This is a genomic window from Actinomadura sp. ATCC 39365, from assembly GCF_054392275.1.
The window spans coordinates 10,141,995-10,168,860 of sequence record NZ_CP184335.1 but is presented as its reverse complement, the minus strand read 5'-3'; the positions used below and the strand labels follow the sequence as shown (position 1 = coordinate 10,168,860).

Below are 26,866 nucleotides of genomic sequence, written 5' to 3'. Positions count from 1 at the left end.
TCTTCCGACGTAGCGGCATGCACCCCGCCGATGTGACAGCCACCCTGACCCAGGTGGCGAGTTCATGGGGTGAGATGGTGGGGGAAGGGGGCATGAGGTCGATCGAAATGACTGACATATGGCCAGCACGACGCGCAACCAAGCCGCAGCCGGCGTCCCCGCCGTGCCTTGCCCGGCCGCTCGGACGGATGCTCGGACGGTTGAGCGCACACCGCTCCCATGGCGACTCCGAGGCACGGGGCGACACAGCAGTGACACAAGTGGCAGATGTTCGCGCGGACAGTGGGTGAAGCCTTGAACAACGACCTGAACGACAGCCTGAACCGCGACCCGAATCACGACCCGAATCACGACCTGAACCCCGACATGAACGCCGACCTGAGTCGTGACCTGACCCCCGACCTGATCCCCGATCTGAACCGTGACTTGACTGCCGACGAAGTGCTTGCCGAGTTCGAGAGGTATCTGCGGTTCGAGCGAGACCTTTCCCCACATACAGTGCGTGCCTATCTCTCCGACATCACCGCCCTCCTCGACCACCTCCGTGGACGGCTTGACGGCCTGGACATCAGCGAGTTGCGAGGTTGGCTGGCCGACCAGCACAGTGCAGGCAAGGCAAGAGCCACGCTGGCCCGCAGGACGGCCTGTGTCCGTACCTTCACCGCGTACTGCCACCGCCGGGGTTGGCTGGCCGCCGACCCCGGCCTGTTGCTGGGCAGCGCAAAGGCACCCCGTCCCTTGCCTGCCGTGCTCGACCAGGAGCAGGCGCAGACCGTCCTGAACGCGCCCCCTCCACCGGCGACCCCAAGGACTTGCGAGACCAGGCTCTCCTGGAGCTCCTGTACGCCACGGGTGTGCGCGTGGGTGAGCTCTGCGCGCTCGACGTCGATGACGTGGACCGGGACCGGCATGTCATCAGGGTCCTGGGTAAGGGACGAAAGGAGCGTTCCGTGCCGTTCGGGCTACCAGCGCTTCGAGCTCTGGACCGATGGTGCATCAACGGGCGTCCCATCTGGGTTCGGGAACGCTCCGGACCGGCTCTCTTCCTCGGAGTCCGTGGCGGCCGGATCGACGCCGGCACCGTACGACGGGTGGTGCACGCGCGACTGGCCCAGACCGAGGGCGCCCCGGACATGGGTCCGCACGGACTGCGGCACACCGCGGCAACTCACCTGCTCGAAGGGGGAGCAGACCTGCGAAGCGTCCAGGAACTACTCGGTCACGCCTCCCTCAACACAACCCAGATCTACACCCACGTCTCGATCGACCGCCTCCGCACCGCCTACCGCCAAGCCCACCCCCGCGCCTGACCACAGACACCAGAACGTCGTTGTCTCCCATGACAACCCCTCGCTGCCCGCTGAGGCTGAGCGGCAAGGGCCACAAGACGTCGCAGCAAGCGCCTACGAAGGCAGAGGGCCCGGCCGAGCCCGCCTCCCACCGATGCCAACGACCCATGACCTGAAGCCACGCCGGCCTGAGAACCCGACGGTGTGTCGACACGGCAGTGGCGTTGATGCGTGAGGCGTGTGAAGGCGCGAGAGGCAATGACGTGAAAAGCATGCTCCTGCCGCGGAGGTCGTGATGGATCACACGGTGCGGAGCGAGAGATTGGCGGCGACCACCTAACCGACGGTTGTCCTGCCGGACGGGAGCGCGCGGCAGGTGTGGGAGGCGTGGGTGACGTGCAGCGCCTTGGTTGAGGACCTGCTGCTCCTGACTGGCGCCGCTTCGCCGGACATTCCAGATCACCCGCCGTCATCCCAAAGCACGATGCGTCCGTATCCGGCCCCCTCCGCGGAGAAGTGGAGAACGAAGGGTCGCGCACGACAGCGTCGCGGACGGTAGAGGAACGAAGCCACTCCGGCGTTGGAGGGCGTATTCGAGGGCATGGTCTCCCGCCAGGGCCAGCCCTCGCCTGGGTGAGTCACCCGCCCCGCCAGCAGACGTGGGCTCCGGCGCAGGTTCAGCCCCCCGCCAGGGTCAGTCCCCGCAGGGGTGAGTCTCCCGCCTCGCCGGCGGGCGTGGGCTCCGGCGCGGGTCCAGTCCCGTCGGGGTGCGGCCCCCCTGCTGAACGAGCTTCCTCTTGCGGCGGAGAGAAGCGTTTCGCATACATGGGAGCGGTGGCCATGCGGCGGCTGTGTTGACTTACGGTGGCCGAGAGATGCGTAGTCGCCATTCACATGGCGCAGTTGCAGTATGCCGCTACAGGCAACCACGACACTCATGGCGCTGGCGCTCTATGCGCTGTATGTAGGCCGCAACTTGGTGGTGTCGGCGGTTGAGGGTTTGCAGAGGGAGTTTCTGAGGGCGGCTTCGGGGAGGTCAGGAGGAGCGTCGTGAGGGTGGGGTGGGGCGTCTGTGGACCCCTTCCGATCTTGGGGGTTTGCGGTGTTGGGCGCTTCTTGAGCCGTAGTGCTTCTTGTGGGGGCGTCGGCGGCGGCGTAGGGCCGTGATCAGGACGGCGGCGCCGAGGAGGGTGCCCAGTCCGATTGCTGGGGCTGCTGGCAGCGAAGCCCCACGTGTCAGGAGTCGGAGGACGGCTGGGAGGCGCCTGGCGGGGCCGCGAGTCGGGTCATGTCGCTGCTCGGGAGTTCTGGCTGATTCGTTGCGGAGGGGAAGGTCGCTGGAACGCATCTCCGGGCGCGAGGGGGTGACTTCAGGGGTGACGAACGGGGGCTCGATGGGTGGCTCTGAGGTGAGGGCAAGTGCCTGCAGGACGGTGGAGTAGGGGGATGGGAGCGCGTTCCGAGGGGCCGAGGATGAGTCATGGTGCGCGAGAACTGTGAGCAGGGGCGGGGGTAGGGGGACGAGAAGCGGGGGCGGAGGAGGCACGGGGGCGCTGGAGAGCAGGTTCCGCGCCAGCGGAACAGCCGGGGTCGGGAGCGGAAGTAGGGACGGGTTCGGGCGGTAGAAGGCGGCGGACAGGCTGGTGAGCAGGGGAAGGGTGGGTGGGGTTGATGTGCTGCGTGCAAGGGCCTGCGTGGGGGCGAAGGAGACGTCAAGGGGTGCTTCGGAGGGGGCGATGCGGACAGCGAGAGGCGCTGCGGAAGGCTCGAAGGGGTAGGCAAGGGGGGCTTCGGAGAGTGTGTTGGGGGCCGGAGGCAGCAGGGGCGGGGTGATCGGGGGCGTGGCGGATTTAGGCCAGATGGGGAGGAGGCGGATGGGGGCGTGGCCGAGGAGAAGGAGAGGGTCCAGGTAGCGGGCGCTTTGGATCAGGCCCCAGTGCAGGCATGACTCCTGGCAGTGGCCCTGTGCGGCTTGTACGACACCCAGACGGCTGCCCATCGTGATCGGCTCACCCCGCTTCACTGATGCGCTGATCGGCAGGTACGTCGTTCGGAGGCCGCCTGGGTGGTCGATGGTGACGACTCCTCGTCCGCCTACTGGGCCTGCGTAGCGGACGGTGCCAGAGCCTGCGGCCAGGACAGGGGTGTCGGCGGGGGCGGCCAGGTCTACGCCTCGGTGTCCGGCCAGCCATGGAGCGGAGGGCGGGGCGAAGCGGCGCAGGATGCGGGGGCTGCCGTCGAGGGGCCATCGCCAGGCAGGTGGGGCGGCCTTCGCCGGCGGAGCCGGGGTGGCGATGGCCGTGAGCAGGATCGCCGTCGCGAGCACGACCAGGTAGATCACGGCACGGCAAGCCACGTTCCGCATGCGGGGTCTCGGCGGTGGTGGTGCTGAGCGAGGGGGCATGGCGGGGAGGCGTGGACAAGGAGGCATGACCGGGAGGCGTGGGCGAGGGGGCATGGCGGGGAGTCTTGCCGGGAGCGGCCTGCCGAGGTCGAGGCGAGTGGAATTCTGTGGACAGAGGAAGCGGCGGGGAGTCTCCTGTGGACAACCAGCCTTGTGCCGGGCTGCGCCGCCCGGTGGAAATCCGATGGACGAGGTCATCCGGGCGATGCAAGAGTCCCACCGTGAGCCCGACCGCAGCTTCCCTTGCACCCGTCCCGCTGGCCGACGGCCTCGTCCTGCGGCGGGCACGGCCTCCGGACCTCGATCAGATCAGCGAGCTTCTCACCGAACGTGGCGACTCGGCCGACGCCCTCGACCACCGGCTGGTCGTCTCAGACGCCGACGCCGGCTGGCCCGCCTGTGCCGTGGTCGTGGACGGAGACCGGGTCGTGTCCACCGCGACGCTCCTTGACGAGGAAGTGCGCATCGGCGGCATCCGCCTACCCGCCGGCCAGGTCGAACTGGTCGCCACCGACCGCGAGTACGAAGGACGCGGACTCGTACGAGCGCTCATGCGATGGGCGCACGAGCGCTCCGCCGCCCGCGGTCACGTCGTTCAGGTGATGATCGGGATCCCGTACTTCTACCGGCTGTTCGGCTACGAGTACGCCATCGACATACCGTCGGCGCTGACCGTGCACACGTCGCCGGCCGGTGAGGGCACACCCGCACTCCGCGCCGCCCGGCCCGCCGACATCCCCGCCATGGCAGCTCTGCAGGACATGGCTCAGGACAGGTTCGACGTGGCCATGCCGCACTCGGCCGCATGCTGGCGATGGCTGCTGGACCACCAGGCGAGCACCTCCTGGGTCCTGGAGCACGCCGGCACCGTCGTCGCCACCGGACGCACCACGCCCCCCGACGACGACGAAGTGCTGCTGGCCGAGGCCGCCGCCGCCAACGAGACCGCGGCCCGCGACCTGCTGCGTGCCGTCGTCGCTCAGTTCCCCGGGAGCGAGCTGAAGGTCGTCCATCGGGCCGGATCCGTGACTGCCGCCGCCTGGCAGGAGTACCTCGAACACGAACCGCGGAAGCGGGCGGAGCAGTACTACGTGCGCATTCCGGACGTCGCGGTGCTGCTCGACCGCCTGCGGCCGCTGCTCTGGCAGCGCCTCACCGCAGAGGGGACGGACCACACCGGCGATGACATCGTCATCTCCACCTTCGGCGCCCATTACCGGATCCCCGTCGGCGCCGATGGCCTCGGCGAGGTCGTCACCGGCGGCCCGATGCAGAGACCCGGATCCGTGAAGGGCATCGGAGTGGCACCCGACCACCTGCCAGCCTTGTTGTTCGGCCCGCACGGGATAGAGGGGCTGACCCGGATCCGGCCCGACGTCTACACCGGGGAGGAAGAGCTGTTCCAGGCGCTCTTCCCGCCGCTCACCGCGGATCTGCTCAGCTACTACCTGCCGTATTAGGCCTGTTCCAGCTTCAGGTCACGGAGCTCGGTCGTCTGACCGTGCAGGCAGCTGAACGGCGTGATCTGCCGCGATATGGCCGAGTGCTGCGGCTCCTGGTCGACCGTCAACGGCCGCTTCCAGCGATGGGTGCTCACGGGTGGCTTCAGAACGTTGACGAAGCAGGATAGGTCGATCTTTGTCTGGCCGGGGGACGGGCCGCCCCGGTGACGGTGACCCGCCGACGCCGAGGTGGAGGCGTCCACGAGAGGCCGGGGGAGTCGTAGGCCGTGAGGGGGTCTAGCTGCATGCCGTAGCCGGTGCAGACGCTGTGGGCGTACGTGCTGGTGGGCGGCGTGGGGGCGGCGGAAGCGGGACGTCTGTGGTCCGTATGGGGGGAGTGTGGGGTGAGGTGGCTAGATGACTGAGTGGCGCTTGGATTCGATCAGGTGGGTCAGTGCCTGGGGGAGGGGGTTCTGCGGGGGCGGAGGCGGGATGTGGGTGGCCTGAGGGCGGTTGGGGCGTAGGGGAGAGAGCCAGATCCAGAGGCTGCTCAGGGCGATGCCCGCCGCGCTGATGAGGATGACCGGGCGAAGGCCCATGAACTCGGCCAGTACGCCGCCGGTCAGGCCGCCGACGGCCAGGACGCCCTGTACGGCGAAGGTCATGGTGGCGTTCACGCGGCCGCGGAGGGCGGTGGGGGTGTCGCGGAGGGTGATCACGCCCATGCAGGTGGAGAAGGCGACCACGATGACGCCGGTCAGGACGCCCGTCAGGCCGAGGACCGTGAGCTTCACCCAGAGGGGGCCGGTCAGGAGGCCGACGGCGAGGATGTCCAGCGGGAAGAACAGGACCGCGACGAGCAGGATGCGGTTCTCGCCGTAGCGCTTGGACAGGCGGGAGGTGAGCCAGGCGCCCAGAAGGCCGCCCACGCCGCTCAGTGCCGTGAGGAAGCCGATCATTCCCTTGGGGATGTCGAGCGTGTTGACCATGTAGAGCATGTAGACGGCGATGTACGCCATGGCGAAGAAGTTGATCGTCACGCCGGCGCCCAGGACGGCTCTGAGTGTGGGGTGGGTGAGGCTGGTTCGCAGGCCCTCGACGATGTCGCGCCACATGCTGGACGAGCGGGTGGGCTCGTTGTTCTCCGGGGTGCGGATCGAGCGGAGCAGGAGGGCGGAGGCGAGGAAGGACAGCGCCTCAGCCAGTACGGCGAACGGCGCGGTGAGTGTCTGGACCAGGATGCCGGCCAGGCCGGGGCCGCTCACGGAGGCCACCGAGTACGAGGCCTGGAAGCCGGCCATGGCCTCGGTGCGCTGCGACGGGTCCACGACCGCGGCTATGTAGGGGAAGTTGGCGGATTTGAAGATGACGCCGGCCGTACCGATGACCAGGGCCACGATGACCAGCCAGGGCACGGTGAGGACACCGAGCAGCCAGGCCAGCGGGACGGTCGCGGCGGCGGCGCAGGAGACGAGTTCGCAGGCGATCATCAGCGGGCGGTGCCGGGCGAGGCGGTCGGCGATGGCGCCCGACTGGAGGCCGAACAGCAGGGCGGGCAGCGGGGCGGCGGCGGTCAGCAGCCCCATCTCGGTGGGTGAGGCGGTCAGCAGTGTGATGGCGGTCAGGGGGACGGCCAGCTTGGAGACCTCCGAGCCGGTGATCGAGATCGTGCGGGCGCTCCACAACAGGCGGTAGTCGCGCTGTTTGCGAAGGGGGAGTGGGGGCGTCGTGTCCATGCTGGGGGTCTCCGGTGGCGAGTTCGGGCCGGGTGGGGCTTGAAGAGGTGCCGGTTGGGAGGAGCGTGGGTGAGGGCGGGAGATGTGAAAGGAAGACTTCATAAGTATGAAGGGATCCCTTCAGAGTTGTAAAGGGAATGCTTCATATCTCCCGCCGGGTACCTTTGGCACATGACGCAGGACATGGAGGGGCTCAGCGATCCCAAGATGATGCGGGCGCTGGCTCACCCGGCGAGGCTGTTGATCCTCAACCGGCTCGGCGTGGAGGACAGTGCGACCGCCACCGAGGTGGCGGAGATCGCGGGGATCACGCCCAGCGCAGCCAGCTATCACCTGCGCATGCTGGCCAAGTACGGGTTCGTCGAGGACGCCCCGCCCAGAGGGGACGGACGCGAACGGCTGTGGAGATCGACGCACAAGCCGTTCAGCGTGGGAGTGCTTCCGGACGACCAGCCGGAGGTCCGTGACGCCAAGACCCTGTTGATCAAGGCGTTCCGCAAGGAGGCCGGCGACGAGGCCGACCGGGCCCTGGCCGGGATCGAGCACGACACGGACGAATGGCGCGACGCGACGCGCTTCAGCCGTACCCGGATCAGGGTCGACGCGAGCGAACTGGGACGGCTGAGCGCGGAGATCGAGAAGCTTCTGGAGCCGTACATCGCTCACCAGCGCAGCCAGGAGGACGCGCCGAGCGGGGCCAGGATCGCGGAGGCGCAGATCAACCTCTTCCCGATCGCACCCAGGACGTCGCCCGGGTTGCCCACGGAGGACCACGATGTGGGGTGAGCCGTACCCGGTATGTCGGTTTGACCTCCGACGGTCAGCCTGGGGCGGTGTGGGAGGTAGACTTTTCGATGGCCTGTGGCAACAGGCCGACTTCGCATGCCCCGTTGCGGACCGCACCCTCGGTCCGGGCTTCGGCCCGGCTGGAGCGGTTTTGGGGCATCAGGGCGGTAGACAACGCGCTGCCGCGGCACAACCGAGAACTGCGCCCATCCGCAGGGCGCCCAGACCTGGAGGACCATCACATGGCCCCCGTCGTCACCATGCGACAGCTGCTCGAGAGCGGCGTTCACTTCGGCCACCAGACCCGTCGGTGGAACCCGAAGATGAAGCGCTTCATCTTCACCGAGCGCAACGGCATCTACATCATCGACCTGCAGAAGTCGCTGTCGTACATCGACCGTGCCTACGACTTCGTCAAGGAGACCGTCGCCCACGGCGGCACGATCCTGTTCATCGGCACCAAGAAGCAGGCTCAGGAGGCCATCTCCGAGCAGGCCGCGCGGGTCGGCATGCCGTACGTGAACCAGCGCTGGCTGGGCGGCATGCTCACCAACTTCTCCACCGTGCACAAGAGGCTTCAGCGTCTGAAGGAGCTCGAGGAGCTCGACTTCGACAACGTCGCCGGCTCGGGGCTCACCAAGAAGGAGCTCCTCATGCGCCGTCGCGAGAAGGACAAGCTCGAGCGCACGCTCGGCGGCATCCGTGACATGGGCCGCGTGCCCAGCGCGGTGTGGGTCGTGGACACGAAGAAGGAGCACATCGCGATCAGCGAGGCCAAGAAGCTTGGCATCCCGGTCGTCGCGATCCTCGACACCAACTGCGACCCCGACGAGGTCGACTACCCGATCCCGGGCAACGACGACGCCATCCGCGCCGTCGGCCTGCTCACCAGGGTCGTCGCCGACGGTGTCGCCGCCGGTCTGATGGCTCGCTCCGGCGCCGCCCGCGGTGACGAGAAGCCGGCCGCCGCCGAGCCGCTGGCCGAGTGGGAGCGCGAGCTCATCGAGCAGGGCCAGGGCCAGGCCGCCGAGGCCGCTCCCGAGGCCGCCGCCGAGGAGGCCCCTGCTGCCGAGGCTCCGGCTGAGGAGGCCCCCGCTGCCGAGGCTCCGGCCGAGGAGGCGCCCGCCGCCGAGGCCGCTCCGGCTGCCGACGCGACCCCCGAGTCCGAGCCGCAGGCCTGAGACACGGCCGCCGGGCCCGGGCGTGAGGCCGGGCACGGTGCAGGCGCCGGCTCCGCGCCGCAGGTCGTCATCGACCGCGGTGCGGGGCGGGCATCTGGCCGATCGAGGGTGAGCGGAAACCAGGTCCTGCGCGGGCCGAGGTTGTGAAAGGCCGAGGTCCTGCGCGGGCTGAGGCTTGATAGGGCAAGGTACGCGTCTCGACTGGGCAAACGGCCGAGCCGGGACGGCAAGCCGGGCAGGACGGCACCCCGCGGAGGCGATAAGCCAAGGCAGGGTGACCATCGGGCCAAGGTGGTAAGCCAAGGCAGGTCGGCAGTCGGGCCAAGGCGGTAAGCCGAGGCCGGGGCATCGGAAACCGAGGCGGTGAGCCGAGGTGGATGACCATCGGGCCGGAGCGATAAGCCGAGCCTGGCTGGGCAGTATGCCGAGCGAGGCGGAGCGGAGCTCCACCGGCGGAGCCCGTCCTGCTGAGCGGAGACCTGGGCGCAAGCTCGGGCCCGAGCGGAGTCTGCGCCCAGGCCGGACGAAGCCCGAGCCCAGACCAAGCCCAGGTACGAGCGAAGGTCACGGTGGAAGCCGGACGGGCCAGGTGAAAGCCGGGCCAGTCAGGCGAAAGCCAAGGGCCGGGCAGAAGCCCAGCCGGTCGGACGGGAGTTCGACGGGTCGGATGGAAGTCTGGCGGGTGGGACGGAAGTTCAACCCGGTCGGGTGGAAGTCCGGGCCGGTCGGGCGGAGGTTCGGCGGGTCGGAGTTCAGCCGGTTGGGTGAGGGCCGGGTCGGTCGGACGGGAGTCCGGCTGGTCGGGAGGGAGCCCGGCGCAAGGGCGTCCTTCGAACCGGTCCCGGGCACGACTGTCCGAGCACGACCTGGCACCACCGTCCGAGCACAGCCCGACACGACCCGGCACCACCGCTTGAGACCGCGCAAGACCGAGGCAGAACGCACGACCCGCGCACGACCCGCGCACGACAAGGCCCCGGTACGGCACGCGCTTGCCGTACCGACCAGGGGCGGGCGCCCAGGGCGTCCACTCCGATCCACGACGACGACGAAATCCCACAAGGAATAAGAGCAATGGCTTCCGTGAACATGGCCGACGTCAAGCGGCTTCGCGAGATCACCGCTGCCGGCATGATGGACTGCAAGAAGGCGCTCGAGGAGTCCGACGGCGACTTCGACCGCGCCATCGAGCTCCTGCGCCTCAAGGGCGCCAAGGACGTGGGCAAGCGCGAGGCCCGTACGGCCTCCAACGGCCTCGTCGCGCTCCAGCAGGACAGCGACTCCTCCGCCGCTCTTCTCGAGCTCAACTGCGAGACCGACTTCGTGGCCAAGGGCGAGCGCTTCCAGGAGCTGGCCGCCGGTGTGGTCGCGCACATCCTGGCGAGCAAGCCCGCCGACGTGGCGACGCTGCTCGACTCCTCCTTCGGCGGCAAGACCGTCAAGGAGCACCTGGACGAGGCCAACGCCGCGCTCGGTGAGAAGATCGAGATCCGCCGCTTCGCCGTGCTCGAGGGCGGCTACATCGGTGCGTACATGCACAAGACGGACCCGGCGCTGCCGCCGGCGGTCGGTGTGCTCGTGCAGCTCGACAAGCCGAACGCCGAGGTCGCCAAGGACATCGCCCAGCACGCCGCGGCGATGGCCCCGCAGTACCTCAAGGCCGAGTCCGTCCCCGCCGAGGTCGTCGAGAAGGAGCGCAAGCTCTTCGAGGAGATGACCCGCGAGGAGGGCAAGCCCGAGGCCGCCATCGGCAAGATCGTCGAGGGTCGCGTCAACGGCTGGTACAAGGACTTCACCCTGGTCCAGCAGGCCTTCGTGAAGGACAACAAGAAGAGCGTGGGCAAGTACGCCGAGGAGAACGGCGTCGAGGTGCTCGCCTTCGTCCGATTCAAGGTCGGCCAGGCTTAGGCTTGAGCGAACTGCCTGCCCAGAGTTCCACCCAATGAAGGAGGCCGCCGCCGTGCAGGACCACCGGGAGTCAGCCCACGAATCCACACGGACGGCGGCTTCCTCATCACCCAGCCCGCAGGGTCCACTGAGGTGGAAGCGGGTGATGTTGAAGCTGTCAGGCGAGGCGTTCGCCGGAGACGACCCACTGGGCATCGACCCGGGCGTCGTCGACCACCTGGCCGACTCGATCACCGAGGCCGTGCGCGAGGGCGTGCAGGTCGCGGTCGTGGTCGGCGGGGGGAACATGTTCCGCGGCGCCACTCTGTCCCAGGGCGGCATCGACCGTGCCAGGGCCGACTACATGGGCATGCTCGGCACGGTGATCAACTGTCTGGCGCTCCAGGACTTCCTGGAGAGGCGGGGCGTCGAGACCCGCGTCCAGACCGCCATCACCATGCAGCAGGTCGCCGAGCCCTTCCTGCCGCGCCGCGCGATCAGGCACCTGGAGAAGGGCCGCGTGGTCATCTTCGGGGCGGGTCTCGGCTCGCCGTACTTCTCCACCGACACCGCGGCGTCGCAGCGGGCCCTGGAGATCGGCGCCGAGGCGCTGCTCAAGGGTACGCAGGTCGACGGGATCTACGACTCCGACCCGCGCAAGAACCCCGACGCGGTCCGGTTCGACCATCTTGACTACGGCGAGGTGCTGCTGCGCGACCTCGCGGTCATGGACGCGACCGCGATCAGCCTGTGCAAGGACAACGATCTGCCGATCGTGGTCTTCGACCTGATGGGCGAGGGCAACATCCTGCGAGCGGTACGCGGTGAGAAAATCGGCACGCTGGTGAGTCCCGCAGGCAAATGAGGGAGCTAGCCCGACACCGCCAGCTAGTAGACAGGGAGCCGCTGTGATCGACGAAACCCTCCTCGAAGCCGAGGAAAAGATGGACAAGGCCGTCTCGGTCGCGAAGGAAGACTTCGCGACCATCCGGACCGGCCGGGTCACCCCCGCGATGTTCAACAAGATCAATGCGGAGTACTACGGCACTCCGACACCGGTGCAGCAGTTGGCCTCGTTCCACCTGCCCGAGGCGCGCATGGTCATCATTCAGCCCTTCGACAAGAGCGCGATGGGCGCGATCGAGAAGGCCATCCGCGACTCCGACCTCGGCGTCAACCCGACCAACACCGGCGACGTGATCCGCGTGACGTTCCCGGAGCTGTCCGAGGAGCGCCGCAAGGAGTACATCAAGGTCGCCAAGAACAAGGGCGAGCACGCCAAGGTGTCGATCCGGAACATCCGTCGTACGGCCAAGGAGGCCCTCGACAAGATGATCAAGGACGGCGAGGCGGGCGAGGACGAGGTCCGTCGCGCGGAGAAGGAACTCGACGACCTCACCCAGAAGCACGTCGCCAAGATCGACGAGCTGCTCAAGCACAAGGAAGCCGAGCTGCTCGAAGTCTGAGCGGCACGCCTCGCGGCCCTCGCCGGAAGGCGGGGGCCGTGGCTATGGAGAGTGTCTGTGGAAGAACGTACGGCCGGCACCGGCCCGGACGGCGGCAGCCGTACCGGAAGGAACCTGCCGGCCGCGATCGCGGTGGGTGTGGGGCTGGGTGCGCTGGTCCTCGGTACCCTCTACACGATCAAGGAGCTCTTCCTCCTGGTGATCGTGGTGTGCGTCGGCGTGGGCGTGCTGGAGCTGACCAAGGCGTTCGCCACGCGCGGGATCAAGGTGCCGGCCGTCCCCGTGCTCGCGGGGCTGGTGGCGATGCAGGCCGGGGCGTACTGGGGCGGGCCGTTCTGGCTGCTTGGGGCGTTCGCGGTGTTCGCGTTCGTGCTGCTGGTCTGGCGGATGTTCAGCGACGGCACCGACGGCTACGTGCGCGACGGCACGGCGTCGGTGTTCACGTTGTTCTACCCGGCGATGCTGGCGGCGTTCGCGGCGTTGCTGCTGGCGCCGCCCGACGGCCGCGACCGGGTGCTGATCTTCATCGCGGTGACCGTGGCCAGCGACATCGGCGGATACGTCGCGGGTGTGCTGTTCGGCAGGCACAAGATGACGGTCATCAGCCCGAAGAAGACCTGGGAGGGTTTCGCCGGGTCGGTGATCGCCTGCACGCTGGTCGGCGGCTGGCTGGTGACCTGGCTGCTGGACGGCCCGCTCTGGCTGGGCGCGCTGATCGGGGCGCTGGCGGCGCTGCTGGCGACCGTGGGCGACCTCATCGAGTCGATGATCAAGCGGGACCTCGGCATCAAGGACCTCGGCACGATCCTGCCGGGGCACGGCGGCCTGATGGACCGCCTCGACTCGCTGGTGACCACGCTGGTGCCGGTCTGGCTGCTACTGACGCTGTTCCTCTAACGCCTCCGTCGTGACGGGCGTGAGCCACAACCATCGAACGGCCTCCCCGCCGAACGCGAACCCCGACATGTCCGGCATGTCGGGCGGGTCGGCCCGCATGAGGACCCCCGAGTACTGCGACCCCAGCGGGAACGTCGAGGGCTCGTGGTACCACTTGGCCGTGTGCCCGTGGCCGAGCCAGGTCACCGAGTGCCATGGATACTGGGCCAGCCACACCAGCAGCAGCGCCGCGTCCCGGGGGTCGTCGTGGGTGGCCACGGCCAGCTCGATCCGGGCGTAGGCGTCGGGGCGGTCGATCCACTGCTCGACGGTCGGCATGCGCTGGCAGCTCATCCCCACCGTGGACAGCACGGTCGGCTCGCGGCCCTCGTACGGGGGGCGTTCGGTGATGCCGACGGTCGGCAGGCGCTCGCCGCTGGCGTCCCAGTAGCGGCCGGCCGGGCCGAGCACCCGGTCGAGATGGCCCATGACGAACTGCTGGAACGACGGCCACGACCCCTCGCCGTGCCGCCAGCGCCAGTAGGACGTGGCGTTGGAGATGCGCGGCCGCAGCCCCTCCAGCGCCTCTGACAGCGCCCACGCGAACGGCGACTCGCCCACGGCGTCACGGGCGTAGCCGGGCATGCCCCTGCTCATGTCGGCCCAGCCGGGGATGACCGCGAGCAGGTCGTCGTCCTCGTAGAGCGCGACGCCGTCGCCCTCCTCGAACCACAGGGCGGACAGCTGGCCGAGCGGCCTGCGCCCCTCGGGGTGCGTCGTGTTGCCCCTGGGCATCAGCGGGGGCAGACCGGAGTTGATCCGGGCCAGGTCGACCACGGACGGGGCCGGCCGGTGGTTGGCCAGCCAGACCGCTCCGTGGACGGCGCCCTCGGGCGAGCACAGGTAAGCTACCGAGGAGTCCTCGTCCCGCTCGACCACGAGCGTGCGGCTGCCGTAGGGGTTACCGGCGGCGAGGACGACCTCGTTCCCACCCTCGCCAGATGCCGACCGGAAAATCGCCATACGAGATGACTGTAGATCGGGCGGTGACCCTGACGCGAGCCGTACCGTGATCAGGAATGCCTCCTCCGCGGCCGGCGTTCACTAACCTGGCCGGTGAGAAATCCCGGAAGCCCGACCAGAATCCCGAAAGCCCAAGCAGAATCCCGGAAGTCCCCCCAAGCAAAGGCAGGAACGTGTCCCAGCAGCCAGGCCAGCTCACCTTCGTCGCACCCCGACGGGCCAAGCCCGCGCGGCACCTGGCGGACCTGTCCATGGCCGAGCGCCGGGCCGCGGTCACCGAGCTGGGGGAGAAGGCGTTCCGCGCCGACCAGCTCTCGCGCCACTACTTCGAGCGCCACACCGCCGACGTCGCCGAGATGACCGATCTGTCCGCTGCGGCCCGCGACAAGCTGTCGGCGCTGCTGCCGACGCTGCTCACGCCGGTCAAGGAGCTGACCACCGACGGCGGCACGACCCGCAAGACCCTGTGGCGGCTGTTCGACGGCGCGCTGGTCGAGTCGGTGCTCATGCGCTATCCCGAGCGGGTCACGATGTGCGTGTCGTCGCAGGCCGGTTGTGGCATGAACTGCCCGTTCTGCGCCACCGGCCAGGCGGGCCTGACCCGGAACATGTCCACCGCCGAGATCGTCGAGCAGGTGGTCTCCGGCGCCCGCGCGCTGGCGGCGGGCGAGGTGCCGGGCGGTCCGGGCCGGGTGAGCAACATCGTCTTCATGGGCATGGGCGAGCCGCTGGCCAACTACAAGCAGGTGATCGGCGCCGTGCGCCGCATCGTCGACCCCGCGCCGCACGGTCTCGGCATCTCCGCGCGCGGGGTCACGGTCTCGACCGTGGGGCTGGTGCCCGCCATCGGCAAGCTCGCCGAGGAGGGGCTGCCGGTCACGCTCGCGCTGTCCCTGCACGCGCCCGACGACGAGCTGCGCGACACGCTCGTCCCGATCAACACGCGCTGGAAGGTGGCCGAGGTCCTCGACGCGGCCTGGTCGTACGCGGCGAAGACCAAGCGCCGCATCTCCATCGAGTACGCCCTGATCAAGGACGTCAACGACCAGGAGTGGCGGGCCGACCTGCTCGGCAAGCTGGTCAGGAACAAGCTCGTGCACGTCAACCTGATCCCGCTCAACCCCACGCCCGGCTCCAAGTGGACGGCCTCCCGGCCGGAGGACGAGCGGGCGTTCGTGCGCCGGCTGGAGTTCCACGGGGTGCCGGTGACCGTGCGCGACACCCGGGGCCGCGAGATCGACGGCGCCTGCGGCCAGCTCGCCGCGGCCGAGTAACCGGCGACCGCCCCTAGCAAGGCGGCGATCGCCCCTAGCAAGGCGGCGGTCGCCGCTCGCCTACCTCGTGGCGGTCGAGCGGGCGGCGAAGGTCTCGACCAGGTCGGCGATCATGGCGGCGCCCCGGCTGTTGAGGTGCACGGTGTCGGTGGTGAGCCGCAGGCCGCGGCTGCTGGAGATGGCGTCCAGGCTGCGGCCGAGCAGGAAGTGCTGCATGGCGGCGGTCTGCGCCTGGTTGCTCTCCGGACGGTAGTGGGTGCGGGGCGAGGTGCCTTCCAGGTCGGCGGTCATGCGCTCGTTGAGCGGCAGATAGGTCACGCCCTGCTCGGCGGCGACCGTCCTGACGATCTCGGCGAACTCCTGGGTGCGGCGCACCGGGACCGAGTCCAGGTCCTCGCCGATGACCGGCGGGGACAGCAGCGCCACGCGGGCCATGGTCTCGTTCTGCAGGCGGGCGGCGATGGCCGTCAGGTTGGCGGCGTACGCGGCGGCTGTGGGAGTCTGCGTGAGCTTCCAGCGCTTGCGCAGGGCCCTGGCCCGCTTCTCGCTCAAAGTGGCGTTGGCGTCATTGGTGCCGATGAGCACGGTGACCACGTCCGGATCCTGCAGTGCGACGTCGTCGAGACGCTTGAGCAGCTCGGACGACGGCTCGTAGTTGACACCCGCGTTGATCACAGTCTCGCCGGGCAGCCGGTCGCGCAGCATGGCCACATAGTCGACGCTCACTTGTCCGCGGGTGATGCTGTCACCCAGGCAGATCACCTTCACCGTTGCCTCCTCAGGAGTGAGTGAACGCTTACTAACCTACCCTACGGCGCCTCCAGGCATACAGGGCGAGTCCCGCCAGGCACCACGCCAGGGAGATCGCGGACAGTTGGGGCAGCTGGTCCAGCAGCTCGTCGGCGCCCGCCGTACGCATCCAGACCACCAGCGGAACCGTCAGCCAGTACGCGGGGGACGCGCTGAGCAGCAGCATCACCAGGTAGCCGAGCACCAGCGACATGATCGAGACCGCGGGGGAGCGCAGCACGGCCCGGCTGGTGAGCGCGCCGAGCGCCGTCCCGGCGAGCACCGCCAGGGCGTGCAGGACGAGGGCCGCGCCGAGCACGTCCCGGCCGGGGCGCTCGCTCAGGCCGAGCAGGACGGCCCACGCGAGGCCGACGCCGGCCAGCACGGCGCCGGCGACCAGGCTCGCCACCAGCCCCGCGGCCACCTCCTTGCCGCGCCCGCCCGCGGTGACCGCCGACAGCTCGCGCTGCCGGTCGGGCTCGGTGTCCAGCAGGCTCCGCGTGGCCCAGGCCAGGATGGGGATGATCAGCACGGCGCCGTCGGCCAGCACGGCGGCCTCCGTGCCCCTGGGCGCGCGGCTGCCGTAGACGATCGCGAGCATGGCGAGGGTGAGCAGGAGCGCCTGGTGGACGCGGTGCGACCGCACGTAGGCGGCCAGCCGGAAGACGGCCAGAGCGATCACCGGCGCTCCTCGGTCAGGCGGACGACGGCCAGGGCGATCAACCGGACTCCTCGGGCGGGTCGGGATGGGTGTGGTCGAGGTCGGAGATCCGGTAGCCCTGGTCGCGCATCCTGGCCAGGAAGAGCGGGAGCTCGTCGGCGGGCAGGGTGACCGACACGGTGGTCAGCGGGCGTTGCGGAGCAGGGGGCACAGGGGCCGCGGGGGCGGCCTCCTTGAGGCGGCCGTCCACGATCGACCACGAGCGCAGCCCGGGAAGGCCGCGCAGGCCGCCCTGGTGGTCGCTGGCGACGACGATGCCCCCGCGCCCGGTGACCTCGGTGACGATGGCGGGCAGCGTCTCGCGGGCGTCGGCGTCCAGGCCGGCGAAGGGCTCGTCCAGGATCAGCAGGCCGGGGTCGGCCATCAGGGCCTGGACCAGGCCGACCTTGTGCGCGCTGCCCTTGGACAGCTCGCCGAGCGGCAGGCCGAGGAGGTGGCCCATGTTCAGGCGTTCGGCCCAGGGCCGCCACCGGGCGCCGCCGCGTACGGACGCCATGTGCGTCAGGTAGGAGGTCACCGTGAACGGCTGGGCCGTCGGGAAGCGGTCGGGGGCGAAGCCCACGACGCCGGGACGGTCGGTGACGTGGCCCCGCGTCGGCCGCGCGAGCCCCGCGAGGAGCCGCAGCAGCGTGGACTTCCCCGCCCCGTTGACCCCGGTCAGCTCGATCGCGTCGCCCGGCGCGAGCTGCGCGTCGGCCTCTTCGAGGATGAAGGGCTGACGTCTTCGGTAGCGAAAAGAGACCTGTAACAGTCGCATGGTGCTGTAACGGTATATGTCAGGGCGCAGGGCCGTGATAAAGGGCCTCACAATGGAGAAACCCCCGGCACATCTCAGGAGGAGTGGGCTTGAACCGCTTTCCACGCGTCATGGGTATGCGTTCAGGCTATGACCCCGTGGAAGTCGACGCCCTGATCGCGCGCATCGAGTCGACTTTGGGCAGGGGCCCGCACACGGTCGAGCCCGTCACCGCCGACGAGGTCCGCACCGCGACCTTCCGCGCCAAGCGCGGCGGCTACCACGAGACCGCGGTGGACTTCGCGCTGGAGGCGTTCGTCGTGGCCCTGGAGACCCAGGCCAGGCGCCCGGTACGGCTCGCCATGGCCGAGCCCACCGGGGAGCTGCTGCGCGAGGAGTGGTTCGAGACCCAGGCGGCCCGGGTCGAACGCGTGGCCTTCCGCCCCGGCCGCATGGGCACCGGCTACAACGAGGACGAGGTCGACGCCTTCCTCGACCGCATCGTGGCCACCCTGCGCGGCACGACCGAGTTCGCGGTGACCGCGGAGGAGGTGCGCCAGGCCCGGTTCTCGACCGTGCTCCTGCGCGCCGGCTACCTGATCGCCGACGTCGACTCCTTCCTCGAAGGCGTCGCCGAGATCCTGGAGAAACCCCGCTAGGCCGACCAGCCGGCCCGAGCTCCGCTACGCCCGTTCGACGGCCGCGAGCAGGCCGCGGAGGTCGGGCAGGACCACCCGGACGACCTCGGGCCCGGCGGGCCGCTCGCCGTGCCGGTTGATCCACACCCGGCGCACGCCCAGCCGCTCGGCCGGGATCATGTCGTGGAAGTGGCTCTGCGCCACGTGCACCCACTCGGCCGGCTCGTACGCCCTTCTGAAGTGCTCGAAGTGCGCCTCGTCCGGCTTGTAGGCCCCGGCGTCCTCGGCGGTCACCACCGCGTCGAACGGCACGGGCAGCCGCCGCAGCGTCTGGGCGATCAGGTCGCGGTCGCAGTTGGTCAGCAGCGCCAGCCGCCGGCCCGCCGCGCGCAGGGCCGACAGCTCCGCCCCGACCTCGCCGTACACCGGCCAGTAGGGCAGCGTGGCGGCCAGCAGCGAGGCGTCGTCGTCGTTCAGCGGGACTCCGGCGTCGGCGCAGGCGCGGCGCAGCGCCTCGGCCATGACGTCCCGGTAGCGGGCCCGTGGCGTCTCGGCCTCGACCGCGCTCTCGTGCCGCAGGTACGCCGCCAGCAGCTCGTCCCCCCTGCCGGGGGCGATCAGCTCAAGGCTGGTGCCGATGCCGTGCCGCCAGTCGACGAGGGTGCCGAAACAGTCGAACGTGATCCATCGCATAGGTCACATGATGACCCTTCCGAGCACCTGGTCGAGCGCCCGGCCGATCTCGCCCTCGACGGCCGGTCCTTCGGACCGCCAGGCCACGTAGCCGTCCGGGCGGACCAGGACGGCGGTGGCGTCGCCGTAGCGTTCGGCCCAGGCGTCCTCGACGTCGAGCACGTCACCGCCCACCTGGTGCACCCGCACGCCGGGCCCGGCGGCCCGCGCCCAGTCCGCGCCGCCGGGGCCGCACAGCAGGACGAACGTGTCGTGGAACAGGTCGTGGACGCCGATGCGCACGCCGTCCCGGTCGAGCCAGAGGTGCGGGGCGCGGGTGCCGGGACGGGCGCCCTGGGCCACCGAGTCGCCGAACACCGTCTCGTGGGTCGCGCCGACCATGGCCGACGAGCGGTAGCGCTGCCCCAGGATCGCCACGACGTGGTCCAGCGGGTCGTCCTCGGGGTTGGGGCCGAACCTGGCCGCCTGGCTGCGTACGGTCAGGTCGGCCAGCTCCAGGGCGACCGGGCGGCGCTCGGCCTCGTAGGTGTCGAGCAGCGCGTCGCAGGCCCGGCCGGCGAGCACGGCGGCCAGCTTCCAGGCCAGGTTGTGCGTGTCCTGGACGGCCGAGTTGGCGCCCAGCCCGCCGGCCGGCGGCCAGACGTGCGCCGCGTCGCCGACCAGGAAGACCCGTCCCTCGCGGTAGCGCGTGGCGACGCCCACCGCCTCCTCCCACGCCGCCCTGCTGACGATCTCCACGGGCAGGTCGCGGCCGATCAGCTCCTTGGCCGAGGCGACCAGCCGCTCGTCGGTGAAGTCGTCCGGCGACTCGGCGGCGGGGTCGTACGCCAGGGCCATGCCCCAATGGTCCGGCAGCGCGTGGGAGACCATCGCGCCCGAGGCCGTCCCGCCGGGCGCGCCGAGGATCCAGAACAGCGCCCGCTTGGTGACCAGCTCGGACAGGTCGGCCCTGAAGACGAAGGACTGGTAGGCGCGCAGGACGCCGAGCCCTTCGCGGGCGATGCCCAGCCGCTCCCTGATCGTGCCGCGGTAGCCGTCGGCGGCGATCAGGTAGCGGGCGCGCAGGGTCCGGCGCTCGCCGGTGCGGGTGTCCTCGGTCACCACCGTGACGCCGTCCGCGTCGGGCTCGATCGACCTGCACGTGGTGTCGAAGCGCAGGTCGGCGCCCCGGGCGCGGGCGGCCTCGGCGAGGATCGGCTCGACCGTGCTCTGGTCGGCCAGGCCGTACTCGCCCGCGGTCAGCTCGGGCAGCGCCCGGGAGGAGCCGCCCTCGAAGATCCACTGCCACTCGCCGGCCAGCGTCGTGCAGCGGGCCACGCCCGCTTCCTCGTCGAAGGGCCGCCCGGCCTCCTTGACGGCCTGCTCCAGGCCGAGCGGCCGGTAGATCTCCATCGTGCGCGGGGTGATGCCGCGCGCCCGGCCCAGGAGCGACACGCCGGGGTGGCGGTCGACGAGCACGCAGGGCACCCCGTGGTGGGACAGGAACAGGGCGGAGGTGAGCCCGGCGTAGCCGCCGCCGACGATCAGCACGGGGATCTCGGTCATGACGCCCTCTGGGCGGTCTGCTGTGGTCATGGGCTTGATAGTTGCATTGCAACTAGTATCAAGTCAACTAGTTTCGCTGAACGATAGGGTGAGCCCATGGCGCTCGACCGCGGCTCGCCGCTCGCTTTGACCGTGCTGACCCTGCTGAACCACCAACCCCTGCACCCGTACGGCATCCAGCGGTTGCTCAAGCAGTGGGGCAAGGACCTGGTGGTCAACGTGGGCCAGCGGGCAGGGCTCTACCGCACGATCGACCGGCTGGACGAGGCCGGGCTGATCAGGGTCAGGGAGACCGGGCGCGACCAGCAGTACCCGGAGCGCACGGTCTACGAGATCACCGACGAGGGCCGCGAGCGGCTGCTGACCTGGCTGGACGACATGCTCAGCCGTCCCAAACAGGAGTTCCCGCAGTTCCCTGCGGCGCTGGCGAACGCGATGCTGCTCGGCCCCGGCGGGCTGTCCGACGCGCTGGAGCGGCGGGCGGCGGCCGTGGAGCGCACGCTCGCCCAGCTGGAGTCGAGCCTGGCCGAGGAGGACCTGCCGCGGGTCACGATGCTGGAGTGCGAATACCTGCGCGAGGTGACGGCGGCCGAGGCCCGCTGGCTCCGCGCCGTCATCGCCGACCTGCGCGAGGGGCGGTTGGAGTGGTCACGCGAGCAGCTCGAACAGGTCAGCTCGGCCCGGGAGTGATCAGGTGCGGGCGCGGCCGCCGCAGCAGCGCTACGAGCACCGAGGTCACCGGCGCGGCCAGGAACGCGCCGGTGATGCCCGCGATCACGCTGCCCACTGTGATCGCGACCAGGATGACCGCCCCCGGCAGGTCGAGCGCCTTGCCGTAGACCTGCGGCGCCAGCACGTGCCCTTCGAGCTGCTGCACCGCCACCGTCACCGCGACCACGATCAGCGCCACCAGCCACCCCTTGGCCACGAGTGCCACCACGGCCGCCAGCAGCCCGGCCATGAACGCCCCCACCACCGGCAGGAACGCCCCCACGAACGTCAGCACGGCCAGCGGCAGCGCGATCGGCACGCCGAGGATCCACAGCGCGAGCCCGATGAAGAAGCCGTCGACCACGCCGACGATCGCCACCCCGCGGATGTAGCGCCCGATCACCCCGAAGATCAGCACGCCGGTGTCGCGGCAGCGCGTCTTGGCCCCCTCGGGCAGCAGATCGACGATCCAGGCGAACAGCCGCTCGCCGCCGTGCACGAAGTACACCGACAGGATGACCGCGAGCACCGCGCCGACGACGATCTCGCCGGCCGTCCTGACCCCGGCGATGGCGCCGCTGGTGATCTGCCTGCCCTGCTTGGACAGGTACTCCCTGGCCTGGGCGAGGAGCCGCTGGTCGTCGAGTCCGAACCGGGCGGCCAGGCCGTGCAGGTCGCCGAGCGCCTTGCCCAGGCTGGTGCGCATCTCGCTCAGGCTGTCGACCGTGGGCGGCACCAGCAGCGCGATCAGCGCGCCGGCCAGCAGCAGGCCGCCGACGAAGACGATCGTGGTGGCCAGCGCCGGCCCGAGCCCGCGGGAGGTGAGCCAGCGGGCCGGCGGGTGCAGCAGCGCCGTGAGGAAGACGCCGATGATCACGGACATGACGACCGTGCGCAGGTGATAGAGGCAGAAGAAGGCGACCGCGATGATCGCGATCCACCCGAGCGCCCGCCACGGCCTCATGCCCAACCCCCTATCGTGCCTGGTCAGTGGCCTTCCCGGCGGTGATCGAGGGCAACCCTGGTCAGGACGGCGGACTCAGGTGCGCGCGCTGCGACCGCTTGGCCTCCTCGTACGCCGCCCGCTCGGCCGGCGCGCCCACCCCGGCCACGGGCACGTCCCACCACGCCTGCGAGGAGGGGACGTCGTCGGCCATGGGGTCGGTGCGCACGTGCACGACCGTCGTCTCGCTGGACGAGCGGGCCTCCTCCAGTGCCTTGCGCAGGTCGGCCAATGACTCCGGACGCAGCACGGCCGCGCCCAGGCTGGCGGCGTTGGCGGCCAGGTCGACCGGCAGCGGCCCGCCCGTACGGGAGCGGTAGGACGTGCCCAGGCGGCGCGCGCCCACGCTCTCCGACAGCCGCCCGATGGAGGCGAAGCCCGAGTTGTCCACCAGGACGACGACCAGCTTGACGCCCTCGGCGACCGCGGTGACCAGCTCCTGCGCCATCATCAGGTACGACCCGTCGCCCACCAGGACGAACACCTCGCGCTCCGGCACGGCCAGCTTGACGCCGACGCCGCCCGCGATCTCGTAGCCCATGCAGGAGTTGCCGTACTCGACGTGGTAACCGCCGGGGCCGCTCGGCCGCCACAGCTTGTGCAGGTCGCCCGGCATGGAACCGGCCGCGCACACCACGACGCCGTCCGGGCCCGCCGCCGCGTTCACGGCGCCGATGATCGCCGCCTGCGACAGCGGGGAGCCGTCGAGCGCGTACGCCCGGTCCACCTGCGCGTCCCACTCCCGGGAGAGCGCGGCGGCCCTGGCCGTCCAGGCGTCGTCGGAGCGCCGGCCGGCGACGGCCGCGACCAGGTCGGCCAGGCATTCGCGGGCGTCGGCGACCAGTTGCAGCCCCGACAGCTTGGCGGCGTCGAAGGCGGCGACGTTGACGTTGACGAACCTGGCCTCCGCCGCGAAGAGCGACCTCGACGCCGTGGTGAAGTCGCTGTAGCGGGTGCCGATCCCGATGACCACGTCGGCCTCGCGGGCCAGCGTGTTGGCGGCGGTGGTGCCGGTCGCGCCCACCGCGCCCACCGCCAGCGGATGGCCGTGCGGCAACGATCCCTTGCCGGCCTGGGTCTCGGCGACCGGGATGCCGTGCGCCTCGGCGAAGGCGGCCAGCTCGGCGGTGGCCCGGCTGTAGATCGTCCCGCCGCCCGAGACGATCAGCGGGCGGGCCGCCGACCTGATCACCTCGGCCGCCCTGGCCAGCGCGGCGCGTTCGGGTCGCGGGCGCGGCACGTGCCACACCCGGCGGGCGAACAGCTCCTCGGGCCAGTCGTACGCCTCGGCCTGCACGTCCTGCGGCAGCGCCAGCGTCACCGCGCCGGTCTCGACCGGGTCCGTGAGCACCCGCATGGCCGCCGTCAGCGCGGACGGGAGCTGTTCCGGCCGGTTGAGCCGGTCCCAGTACCGCGAGACCGGCTTGAAGCAGTCGTTGACCGAGATGTCGAACGAACGCGGGTCCTCCAGCTCCTGGAGCACCGGGTTGGCGGCACGGGTGGAGAAGACGTCGCCGGGCAGCAGGAGCACGGGCAGGCGGTTGATCGTCGCGCCGGCCGCGCCGGTGATCATGTTGGTCGCGCCGGGGCCGATCGACGTCGTGCAGGCCAGCGTGGCCAGCCGGTCGGCGGCCCGGGCGTAGGCGGCGGCGGTGTGCACCATGGCCTGCTCGTTGCGGGCCAGGTAGTAGGGCAGGTCGTCGCCCGCGGTGGCCAGCGCCTGGCCGAGCCCGGCGACGTTGCCGTGGCCGAAGATGCCGAAGCAGCCGCCGAAGAAGCGGCGCTCCTCGCCGTCCCGCTCGCTCCACTGGGCGGCCAGGAAGCGCACGACGGCCTGCGCGACGGTCAACCGGGTCATGCGTGCCCTCCGAACGGCAGTCTCGGGTCGATGTCCTGGCCCGACCAGGACGAGCGGATCCAGGCGTGACGGGGATCGTCGCAGAACGCCATCGAACGCTCCTCCGCCGGCCCCGCCAGCACGTTGAGGTAGTACAGGTCGTAGCCCGGGGCGGCCATGGACGGCCCGTGGTAGCCGTAGGGCACCAGGACGACGTCGCCGGAGGAGACCTCGGCCAGCGTGTCGATCTGCCCCCGCTCGGAGGAGTAGACGCGCTGGTAGCCGGGGCCGTCGCCGGCGACCTCGAAGTAGTAGACCTCCTCCAGCACGGCCTCGCCCGGGTTGGGGGTGTCGTGCTTGTGCGGCGGGTAGGACGACCAGTTGCCGCCCGGGGTCAGCACCTCGACGGCCATGAGCTTGTCGCAGTCGAACACGCCGGGGGCGCAGAAGTTGTTCACCTGCCGGCTGGCCTGCCCCGCGCCCCTGATCTCCACCGGCACCCGGGCGGCGGGCACGTGGCGCGGCGGCAGCGACCGGGTCGCGCGGGCCGACGGCAGCGCGATGCGTCCGCCGCCGCTCAACGTGACCTGGACGCCGATCGGCAGATACGCGAAGTCGCTCGGCCCCTCGAACACCGACCCGCGCCCGGCCAGCACGAACGTCTCACCGCCGACCTCGACCGTGCACGACCCCGACAGCGGAAGGACGATCATCTCCTCCGCGCCGGTGCCGAACGACAGCGGCGTGCCGGTCAGGTCCGCCACGCGCAGCCCGGAGTAGGTCCAGCCGGCCAGCGAGGGGGTGATCTCCACCGACCAGGGGCCGCTGGCGGCCTTGCCATAGGGCAGGTAGGTCATGCGTGTGCCTCTCGTACCAGGGCGGCGGCGCCGTCCACCGCCGTCGCCACGTCGTCGTCGGATGGGTAGAGCAGGGCGCGGCCGACGACCAGGCCGAGCACGCCGGGCAGGGCCAGCGCGCGGTGCCAGTCGGCGTAGGCCGTGCCGATGTCGGGCGGGTCGCCGCCGAGGAGCAGGGTGGGCAGCGTGGTCGCGGCCATCACCCGCTCCATCTCGGCCACCACGGGGATCTTCAGCCAGGTGTGGGCCGAGGTGGCGCCGAGCGCCCGGGCGACGCTGATCGAGCGGATCACGGCGTCGGGGGACAGGTCGTTGCGCAGCACGCCGGACTCCGAGCGCGCCGCCCAGAACGGCTCCACCATGGCCACCAGCCGCCTGCGGGCCAGCCCGGTCACCGCGTGGGCGCACGACTCCAGGGTGGCGGCCGTCGCGTGGTCGCCGGGGTCGATGCGGCACAACATCTTGCCGCCGTCGAGGCGCATCGTGTCGATGGCTTCGGGGTCGAAGCCGGTGAAACGGTCGTCCAGCTCGAACACCGAGCCCTGCAGCCCGCCCCGGTTCATCGAGCCGAAGGCCAGCTTGCCCTCCAGCGCGCCCAGCAGCAGCAGGTCCTCCAGGACGTCGGGGGAGGCGAGGATGCCGTGCACGCCGGGCCGGGCCAGCGCCGCCTGGAGGCGGTCGAGCAGGTCGTGCCGGCTGCCCATGGCCAGCGGGCGGTCGCGTACGGACAGGGCGCCCCTGGCCGGATGGTCGGCCGCGATGATCAGCAGCCGCTCGTCCGGCCCCGGCATCCGGCGGCGCTGCCGGCGCGCGGCGGCCTCGGCGATCTCCTCGGGGCGGGTCGCGCGGATCCGCGTGAGCCACTCGTAGCGGGCGGTCCTGGGCAGCGTGAGGTCGCTCACGTGGGCACCTCGTTCAGCAGCTCGTGCACCTCGTCGGTGGTGGGCATGGCGTCGGCGCAGGCCAGGCGGGCGGCCACGAACGCGCCGGCGGCGCCCGCGAAGCGGATGGTGCGCTCCAGCGGCCAGCCGCGCAGCAGCCCGAGGCAGACCGCGCCGCCGAACGCGTCCCCGGCCCCGATGCCGTTGACCACCTTCACCTCGACCGGCTCGGCCACGACGGTCTCGGTGGCGGTGCGGGCGAGGACCCCGTCCGGGCCCATCTTGACGATCGCCACCTCGACCCCGGCGTCGAGCAAAGCCTGCGCCGCCGCCTCCGGCTCGCGCACGCCCACGGCGTTCTCCACCTCGTCCAGGTTGCCGACGGCCACGTTCGCGTGCGGCAGCGCCTCGCGCGCCGCCGCGCGGGCGGCCGCGCGCGACTCCCACAGCGCCGGACGGTGGTCGAGGTCGAACACGGTCCAGCCGGCGGTGCGGGCCGACAGGGCGGCGGCGTGCGCCGCGCGGCTCGGCTCCTTGCTCAGGCCGGTGAGGGAGAACCAGAACAGGCCGGTCGCGCGGATGGCGTCGAGGTCGAGGTCGCCGGGGGTGAGGCGCAGGTCGGGCGGGTGCTCGCCGCGGTAGAACCAGATGGGGAAGTGGTCGGGCGGGAAGATCTCGCAGAACGTGACCGGGGTGGCCGGGCCCTCGATGACGCTCACGTAGGCGTCGTCCACGCCGAAGTCGCGGATGGCCCGTCGTACGTACGCGCCGAAGGGGTCGGCGCCCACCGCGGTGATCACCGCCGAGCGCAGGCCGTGACGCGCCGCCGCGACGGCGACGTTGGTCGGGCTGCCGCCGAGGAACTTGCCGAAGGTCTCGACGTCGGCCAGCCCGACGCCGGTCTGCAGCGGATAGACGTCGACGCCGCAGCGGCCGATCGTGATCAGGTCGTACAACGCACCTCCAGAGGACGCACCTTACCTCGACACTATGGCATATTGTCATGACATAAGGATGTCCGCTATGTTGTTGATGATCCTTCAGGACGGGCCCCCGTCACCTCACTTCTGTAGTGTCGGGCGGTGAGGAGG

General features: G+C 70.7%; 25 protein-coding genes and 1 pseudogene. 12 read left to right on the top strand and 14 right to left on the bottom strand.

The genetic code is table 11. From position 1 onward, the window contains the following. Positions 1–267 precede the first annotated feature (267 nt). Positions 268–624 (top strand): annotated as a pseudogene (locus tag ACNF49_RS48525) (site-specific integrase); the annotation flags it as partial. A 230-nt stretch (positions 625–854) separates the two neighbouring features. Beyond that, a complete protein-coding gene (locus ACNF49_RS48520) occupies positions 855–1,310 on the top strand; it encodes a tyrosine-type recombinase/integrase (RefSeq protein ID WP_482941938.1) in 456 nt (151 codons plus the stop codon). A gap of 1,015 nt (positions 1,311–2,325) precedes the next feature. Here the strand turns inward: ACNF49_RS48520 and ACNF49_RS48515 are convergent. Further along, positions 2,326–3,654 carry a M23 family metallopeptidase gene (locus ACNF49_RS48515; protein ID WP_482941937.1) on the bottom strand — a complete coding sequence of 443 codons (1,329 nt, stop codon included), beginning with the start codon at positions 3,652–3,654 and terminating at the stop codon, positions 2,326–2,328. A gap of 260 nt (positions 3,655–3,914) precedes the next feature. On the opposite strand from ACNF49_RS48515, the gene ACNF49_RS48510 reads away from it, so the two are divergent. Next, positions 3,915–5,153 carry a GNAT family N-acetyltransferase gene (locus tag ACNF49_RS48510; protein WP_482941936.1) on the top strand — a complete coding sequence of 413 codons (1,239 nt, stop codon included), beginning with the start codon at positions 3,915–3,917 and terminating at the stop codon, positions 5,151–5,153. Here the strand turns inward: ACNF49_RS48510 and ACNF49_RS48505 are convergent. Together ACNF49_RS48505 and ACNF49_RS48500 are read right to left on the bottom strand one after the other, a co-directional pair. Then, positions 5,150–5,290 (bottom strand): hypothetical protein, encoded by a 141-nt coding sequence (locus ACNF49_RS48505; protein ID WP_482941935.1) that lies wholly within the window; start codon positions 5,288–5,290, stop codon positions 5,150–5,152. The genes ACNF49_RS48510 and ACNF49_RS48505 overlap by 4 nt on opposite strands. Before the next feature lie 258 nt (positions 5,291–5,548). Further along, the gene (locus ACNF49_RS48500; RefSeq protein ID WP_357984180.1) at positions 5,549–6,871 is read right to left on the bottom strand and encodes an MFS transporter; all 1,323 of its coding nucleotides are present in this window, start codon (positions 6,869–6,871) and stop codon (positions 5,549–5,551) included. A 171-nt stretch (positions 6,872–7,042) separates the two neighbouring features. Here ACNF49_RS48500 and ACNF49_RS48495 point away from each other — a divergent pair, with 171 nt between their 5' ends. From ACNF49_RS48495 to ACNF49_RS48470, 6 genes are all read left to right on the top strand, one after another. After that, a complete protein-coding gene (locus ACNF49_RS48495) occupies positions 7,043–7,657 on the top strand; it encodes an ArsR/SmtB family transcription factor (RefSeq protein WP_357984183.1) in 615 nt (204 codons plus the stop codon). 242 nt (positions 7,658–7,899) lie between these two features. Then, positions 7,900–8,838, top strand: a complete 939-nt coding sequence (rpsB, locus tag ACNF49_RS48490) for a 30S ribosomal protein S2 (RefSeq protein ID WP_357984186.1) — start codon at positions 7,900–7,902, stop codon at positions 8,836–8,838. Positions 8,839–9,912: 1,074 nt separating this feature from the next. Next, a complete protein-coding gene (gene tsf / locus ACNF49_RS48485; protein WP_357984188.1) occupies positions 9,913–10,746 on the top strand; it encodes a translation elongation factor Ts in 834 nt (277 codons plus the stop codon). 145 nt (positions 10,747–10,891) lie between these two features. Next, entirely contained in the window at positions 10,892–11,590 is a 699-nt protein-coding gene (gene pyrH / locus ACNF49_RS48480; RefSeq protein ID WP_221762026.1) for a UMP kinase, read from the top strand. A gap of 43 nt (positions 11,591–11,633) precedes the next feature. Continuing rightward, the gene (frr, locus tag ACNF49_RS48475) at positions 11,634–12,191 is read left to right on the top strand and encodes a ribosome recycling factor (protein WP_352350337.1); all 558 of its coding nucleotides are present in this window, start codon (positions 11,634–11,636) and stop codon (positions 12,189–12,191) included. Positions 12,192–12,248: 57 nt separating this feature from the next. Next, entirely contained in the window at positions 12,249–13,088 is an 840-nt protein-coding gene (locus ACNF49_RS48470) for a phosphatidate cytidylyltransferase (protein WP_357984190.1), read from the top strand. On the opposite strand, the gene ACNF49_RS48465 is transcribed toward ACNF49_RS48470, so the two are convergent. After that, positions 13,068–14,090, bottom strand: a complete 1,023-nt coding sequence (locus ACNF49_RS48465; protein ID WP_482941934.1) for a suppressor of fused domain protein — start codon at positions 14,088–14,090, stop codon at positions 13,068–13,070. The two genes, ACNF49_RS48470 and ACNF49_RS48465, sit on opposite strands and share 21 nt — an antisense overlap. A gap of 173 nt (positions 14,091–14,263) precedes the next feature. Here ACNF49_RS48465 and rlmN point away from each other — a divergent pair, with 173 nt between their 5' ends. Next, on the top strand, positions 14,264–15,364 hold the full coding sequence (gene rlmN, locus ACNF49_RS48460) for a dual-specificity RNA methyltransferase RlmN (RefSeq protein WP_357984197.1): 1,101 nt from the start codon (positions 14,264–14,266) through the stop codon (positions 15,362–15,364). 60 nt (positions 15,365–15,424) lie between these two features. Here the strand turns inward: rlmN and ACNF49_RS48455 are convergent, their stop codons facing one another. From ACNF49_RS48455 to ACNF49_RS48445, 3 genes are read right to left on the bottom strand one after another with little or no spacing between them, the layout of a single operon-like run. Then, a complete protein-coding gene (locus ACNF49_RS48455; protein WP_482941933.1) occupies positions 15,425–16,132 on the bottom strand; it encodes an SGNH/GDSL hydrolase family protein in 708 nt (235 codons plus the stop codon). Between the two features lie 31 nt (positions 16,133–16,163). After that, positions 16,164–16,835: a hypothetical protein gene (locus ACNF49_RS48450; protein WP_482941932.1), complete on the bottom strand. Its 672-nt coding sequence runs from the start codon at positions 16,833–16,835 to the stop codon at positions 16,164–16,166. Positions 16,836–16,872: 37 nt separating this feature from the next. Further along, a complete protein-coding gene (locus ACNF49_RS48445) occupies positions 16,873–17,631 on the bottom strand; it encodes an ABC transporter ATP-binding protein (protein WP_357984206.1) in 759 nt (252 codons plus the stop codon). A 137-nt stretch (positions 17,632–17,768) separates the two neighbouring features. On the opposite strand from ACNF49_RS48445, the gene ACNF49_RS48440 reads away from it, so the two are divergent. After that, a complete protein-coding gene (locus ACNF49_RS48440; RefSeq protein ID WP_357984209.1) occupies positions 17,769–18,269 on the top strand; it encodes a DivIVA domain-containing protein in 501 nt (166 codons plus the stop codon). A 24-nt stretch (positions 18,270–18,293) separates the two neighbouring features. On the opposite strand, the gene ACNF49_RS48435 is transcribed toward ACNF49_RS48440, so the two are convergent. Both ACNF49_RS48435 and ACNF49_RS48430 read right to left on the bottom strand, forming a co-directional pair. Then, positions 18,294–18,941: an HAD-IA family hydrolase gene (locus tag ACNF49_RS48435; RefSeq protein WP_482941931.1), complete on the bottom strand. Its 648-nt coding sequence runs from the start codon at positions 18,939–18,941 to the stop codon at positions 18,294–18,296. A 3-nt stretch (positions 18,942–18,944) separates the two neighbouring features. Next, positions 18,945–20,516: an FAD-dependent monooxygenase gene (locus tag ACNF49_RS48430; protein ID WP_482941930.1), complete on the bottom strand. Its 1,572-nt coding sequence runs from the start codon at positions 20,514–20,516 to the stop codon at positions 18,945–18,947. A gap of 66 nt (positions 20,517–20,582) precedes the next feature. Here ACNF49_RS48430 and ACNF49_RS48425 point away from each other — a divergent pair, with 66 nt between their 5' ends. After that, entirely contained in the window at positions 20,583–21,176 is a 594-nt protein-coding gene (locus ACNF49_RS48425) for a PadR family transcriptional regulator (protein WP_357984218.1), read from the top strand. On the opposite strand, the gene ACNF49_RS48420 is transcribed toward ACNF49_RS48425, so the two are convergent. From ACNF49_RS48420 to iolC, 5 genes are all read right to left on the bottom strand, one after another. Further along, positions 21,157–22,161, bottom strand: a complete 1,005-nt coding sequence (locus ACNF49_RS48420; protein ID WP_357984221.1) for an AI-2E family transporter — start codon at positions 22,159–22,161, stop codon at positions 21,157–21,159. The genes ACNF49_RS48425 and ACNF49_RS48420 overlap by 20 nt on opposite strands. A gap of 61 nt (positions 22,162–22,222) precedes the next feature. Then, positions 22,223–24,058, bottom strand: a complete 1,836-nt coding sequence (gene iolD / locus ACNF49_RS48415; RefSeq protein WP_482941929.1) for a 3D-(3,5/4)-trihydroxycyclohexane-1,2-dione acylhydrolase (decyclizing) — start codon at positions 24,056–24,058, stop codon at positions 22,223–22,225. Then, positions 24,055–24,894 (bottom strand): 5-deoxy-glucuronate isomerase, encoded by an 840-nt coding sequence (gene iolB / locus ACNF49_RS48410; protein WP_357984227.1) that lies wholly within the window; start codon positions 24,892–24,894, stop codon positions 24,055–24,057. Before iolB ends, iolD begins: the two co-directional genes overlap by 4 nt. Continuing rightward, a complete protein-coding gene (locus tag ACNF49_RS48405) occupies positions 24,891–25,796 on the bottom strand; it encodes a Cgl0159 family (beta/alpha)8-fold protein (protein WP_482941928.1) in 906 nt (301 codons plus the stop codon). The genes iolB and ACNF49_RS48405 overlap by 4 nt, the downstream gene beginning before the upstream one ends. Continuing rightward, positions 25,793–26,731, bottom strand: coding sequence for a 5-dehydro-2-deoxygluconokinase (iolC, locus tag ACNF49_RS48400; protein ID WP_357984233.1), 939 nt, complete (start codon positions 26,729–26,731; stop codon positions 25,793–25,795). The genes ACNF49_RS48405 and iolC overlap by 4 nt, the downstream gene beginning before the upstream one ends. Positions 26,732–26,866 lie beyond the last annotated feature (135 nt).

What these genes read in the sequence shown, in the direction of transcription:
- iolB (WP_357984227.1), bottom strand. Translation starts at nt 24,894, where the DNA reads ATGACCTACCTGCCCTATGGCAAGGCCGCCAGCGGCCCCTGGTCGGTG.
- ACNF49_RS48515 (WP_482941937.1), bottom strand. Translation starts at nt 3,654, where the DNA reads ATGCGGAACGTGGCTTGCCGTGCCGTGATCTACCTGGTCGTGCTCGCG.
- iolD (WP_482941929.1), bottom strand. Translation starts at nt 24,058, where the DNA reads ATGACCCGGTTGACCGTCGCGCAGGCCGTCGTGCGCTTCCTGGCCGCC.
- ACNF49_RS48435 (WP_482941931.1), bottom strand. Translation starts at nt 18,941, where the DNA reads ATGCGATGGATCACGTTCGACTGTTTCGGCACCCTCGTCGACTGGCGG.
- ACNF49_RS48425 (WP_357984218.1), top strand. Translation starts at nt 20,583, where the DNA reads ATGGCGCTCGACCGCGGCTCGCCGCTCGCTTTGACCGTGCTGACCCTG.
- pyrH (WP_221762026.1), top strand. Translation starts at nt 10,892, where the DNA reads ATGTTGAAGCTGTCAGGCGAGGCGTTCGCCGGAGACGACCCACTGGGC.
- ACNF49_RS48420 (WP_357984221.1), bottom strand. Translation starts at nt 22,161, where the DNA reads ATGAGGCCGTGGCGGGCGCTCGGGTGGATCGCGATCATCGCGGTCGCC.
- ACNF49_RS48495 (WP_357984183.1), top strand. Translation starts at nt 7,043, where the DNA reads ATGACGCAGGACATGGAGGGGCTCAGCGATCCCAAGATGATGCGGGCG.
- ACNF49_RS48500 (WP_357984180.1), bottom strand. Translation starts at nt 6,871, where the DNA reads ATGGACACGACGCCCCCACTCCCCCTTCGCAAACAGCGCGACTACCGC.
- ACNF49_RS48465 (WP_482941934.1), bottom strand. Translation starts at nt 14,090, where the DNA reads ATGGCGATTTTCCGGTCGGCATCTGGCGAGGGTGGGAACGAGGTCGTC.
- ACNF49_RS48430 (WP_482941930.1), bottom strand. Translation starts at nt 20,516, where the DNA reads ATGACCACAGCAGACCGCCCAGAGGGCGTCATGACCGAGATCCCCGTG.
- tsf (WP_357984188.1), top strand. Translation starts at nt 9,913, where the DNA reads ATGGCTTCCGTGAACATGGCCGACGTCAAGCGGCTTCGCGAGATCACC.
- rpsB (WP_357984186.1), top strand. Translation starts at nt 7,900, where the DNA reads ATGGCCCCCGTCGTCACCATGCGACAGCTGCTCGAGAGCGGCGTTCAC.
- ACNF49_RS48445 (WP_357984206.1), bottom strand. Translation starts at nt 17,631, where the DNA reads ATGCGACTGTTACAGGTCTCTTTTCGCTACCGAAGACGTCAGCCCTTC.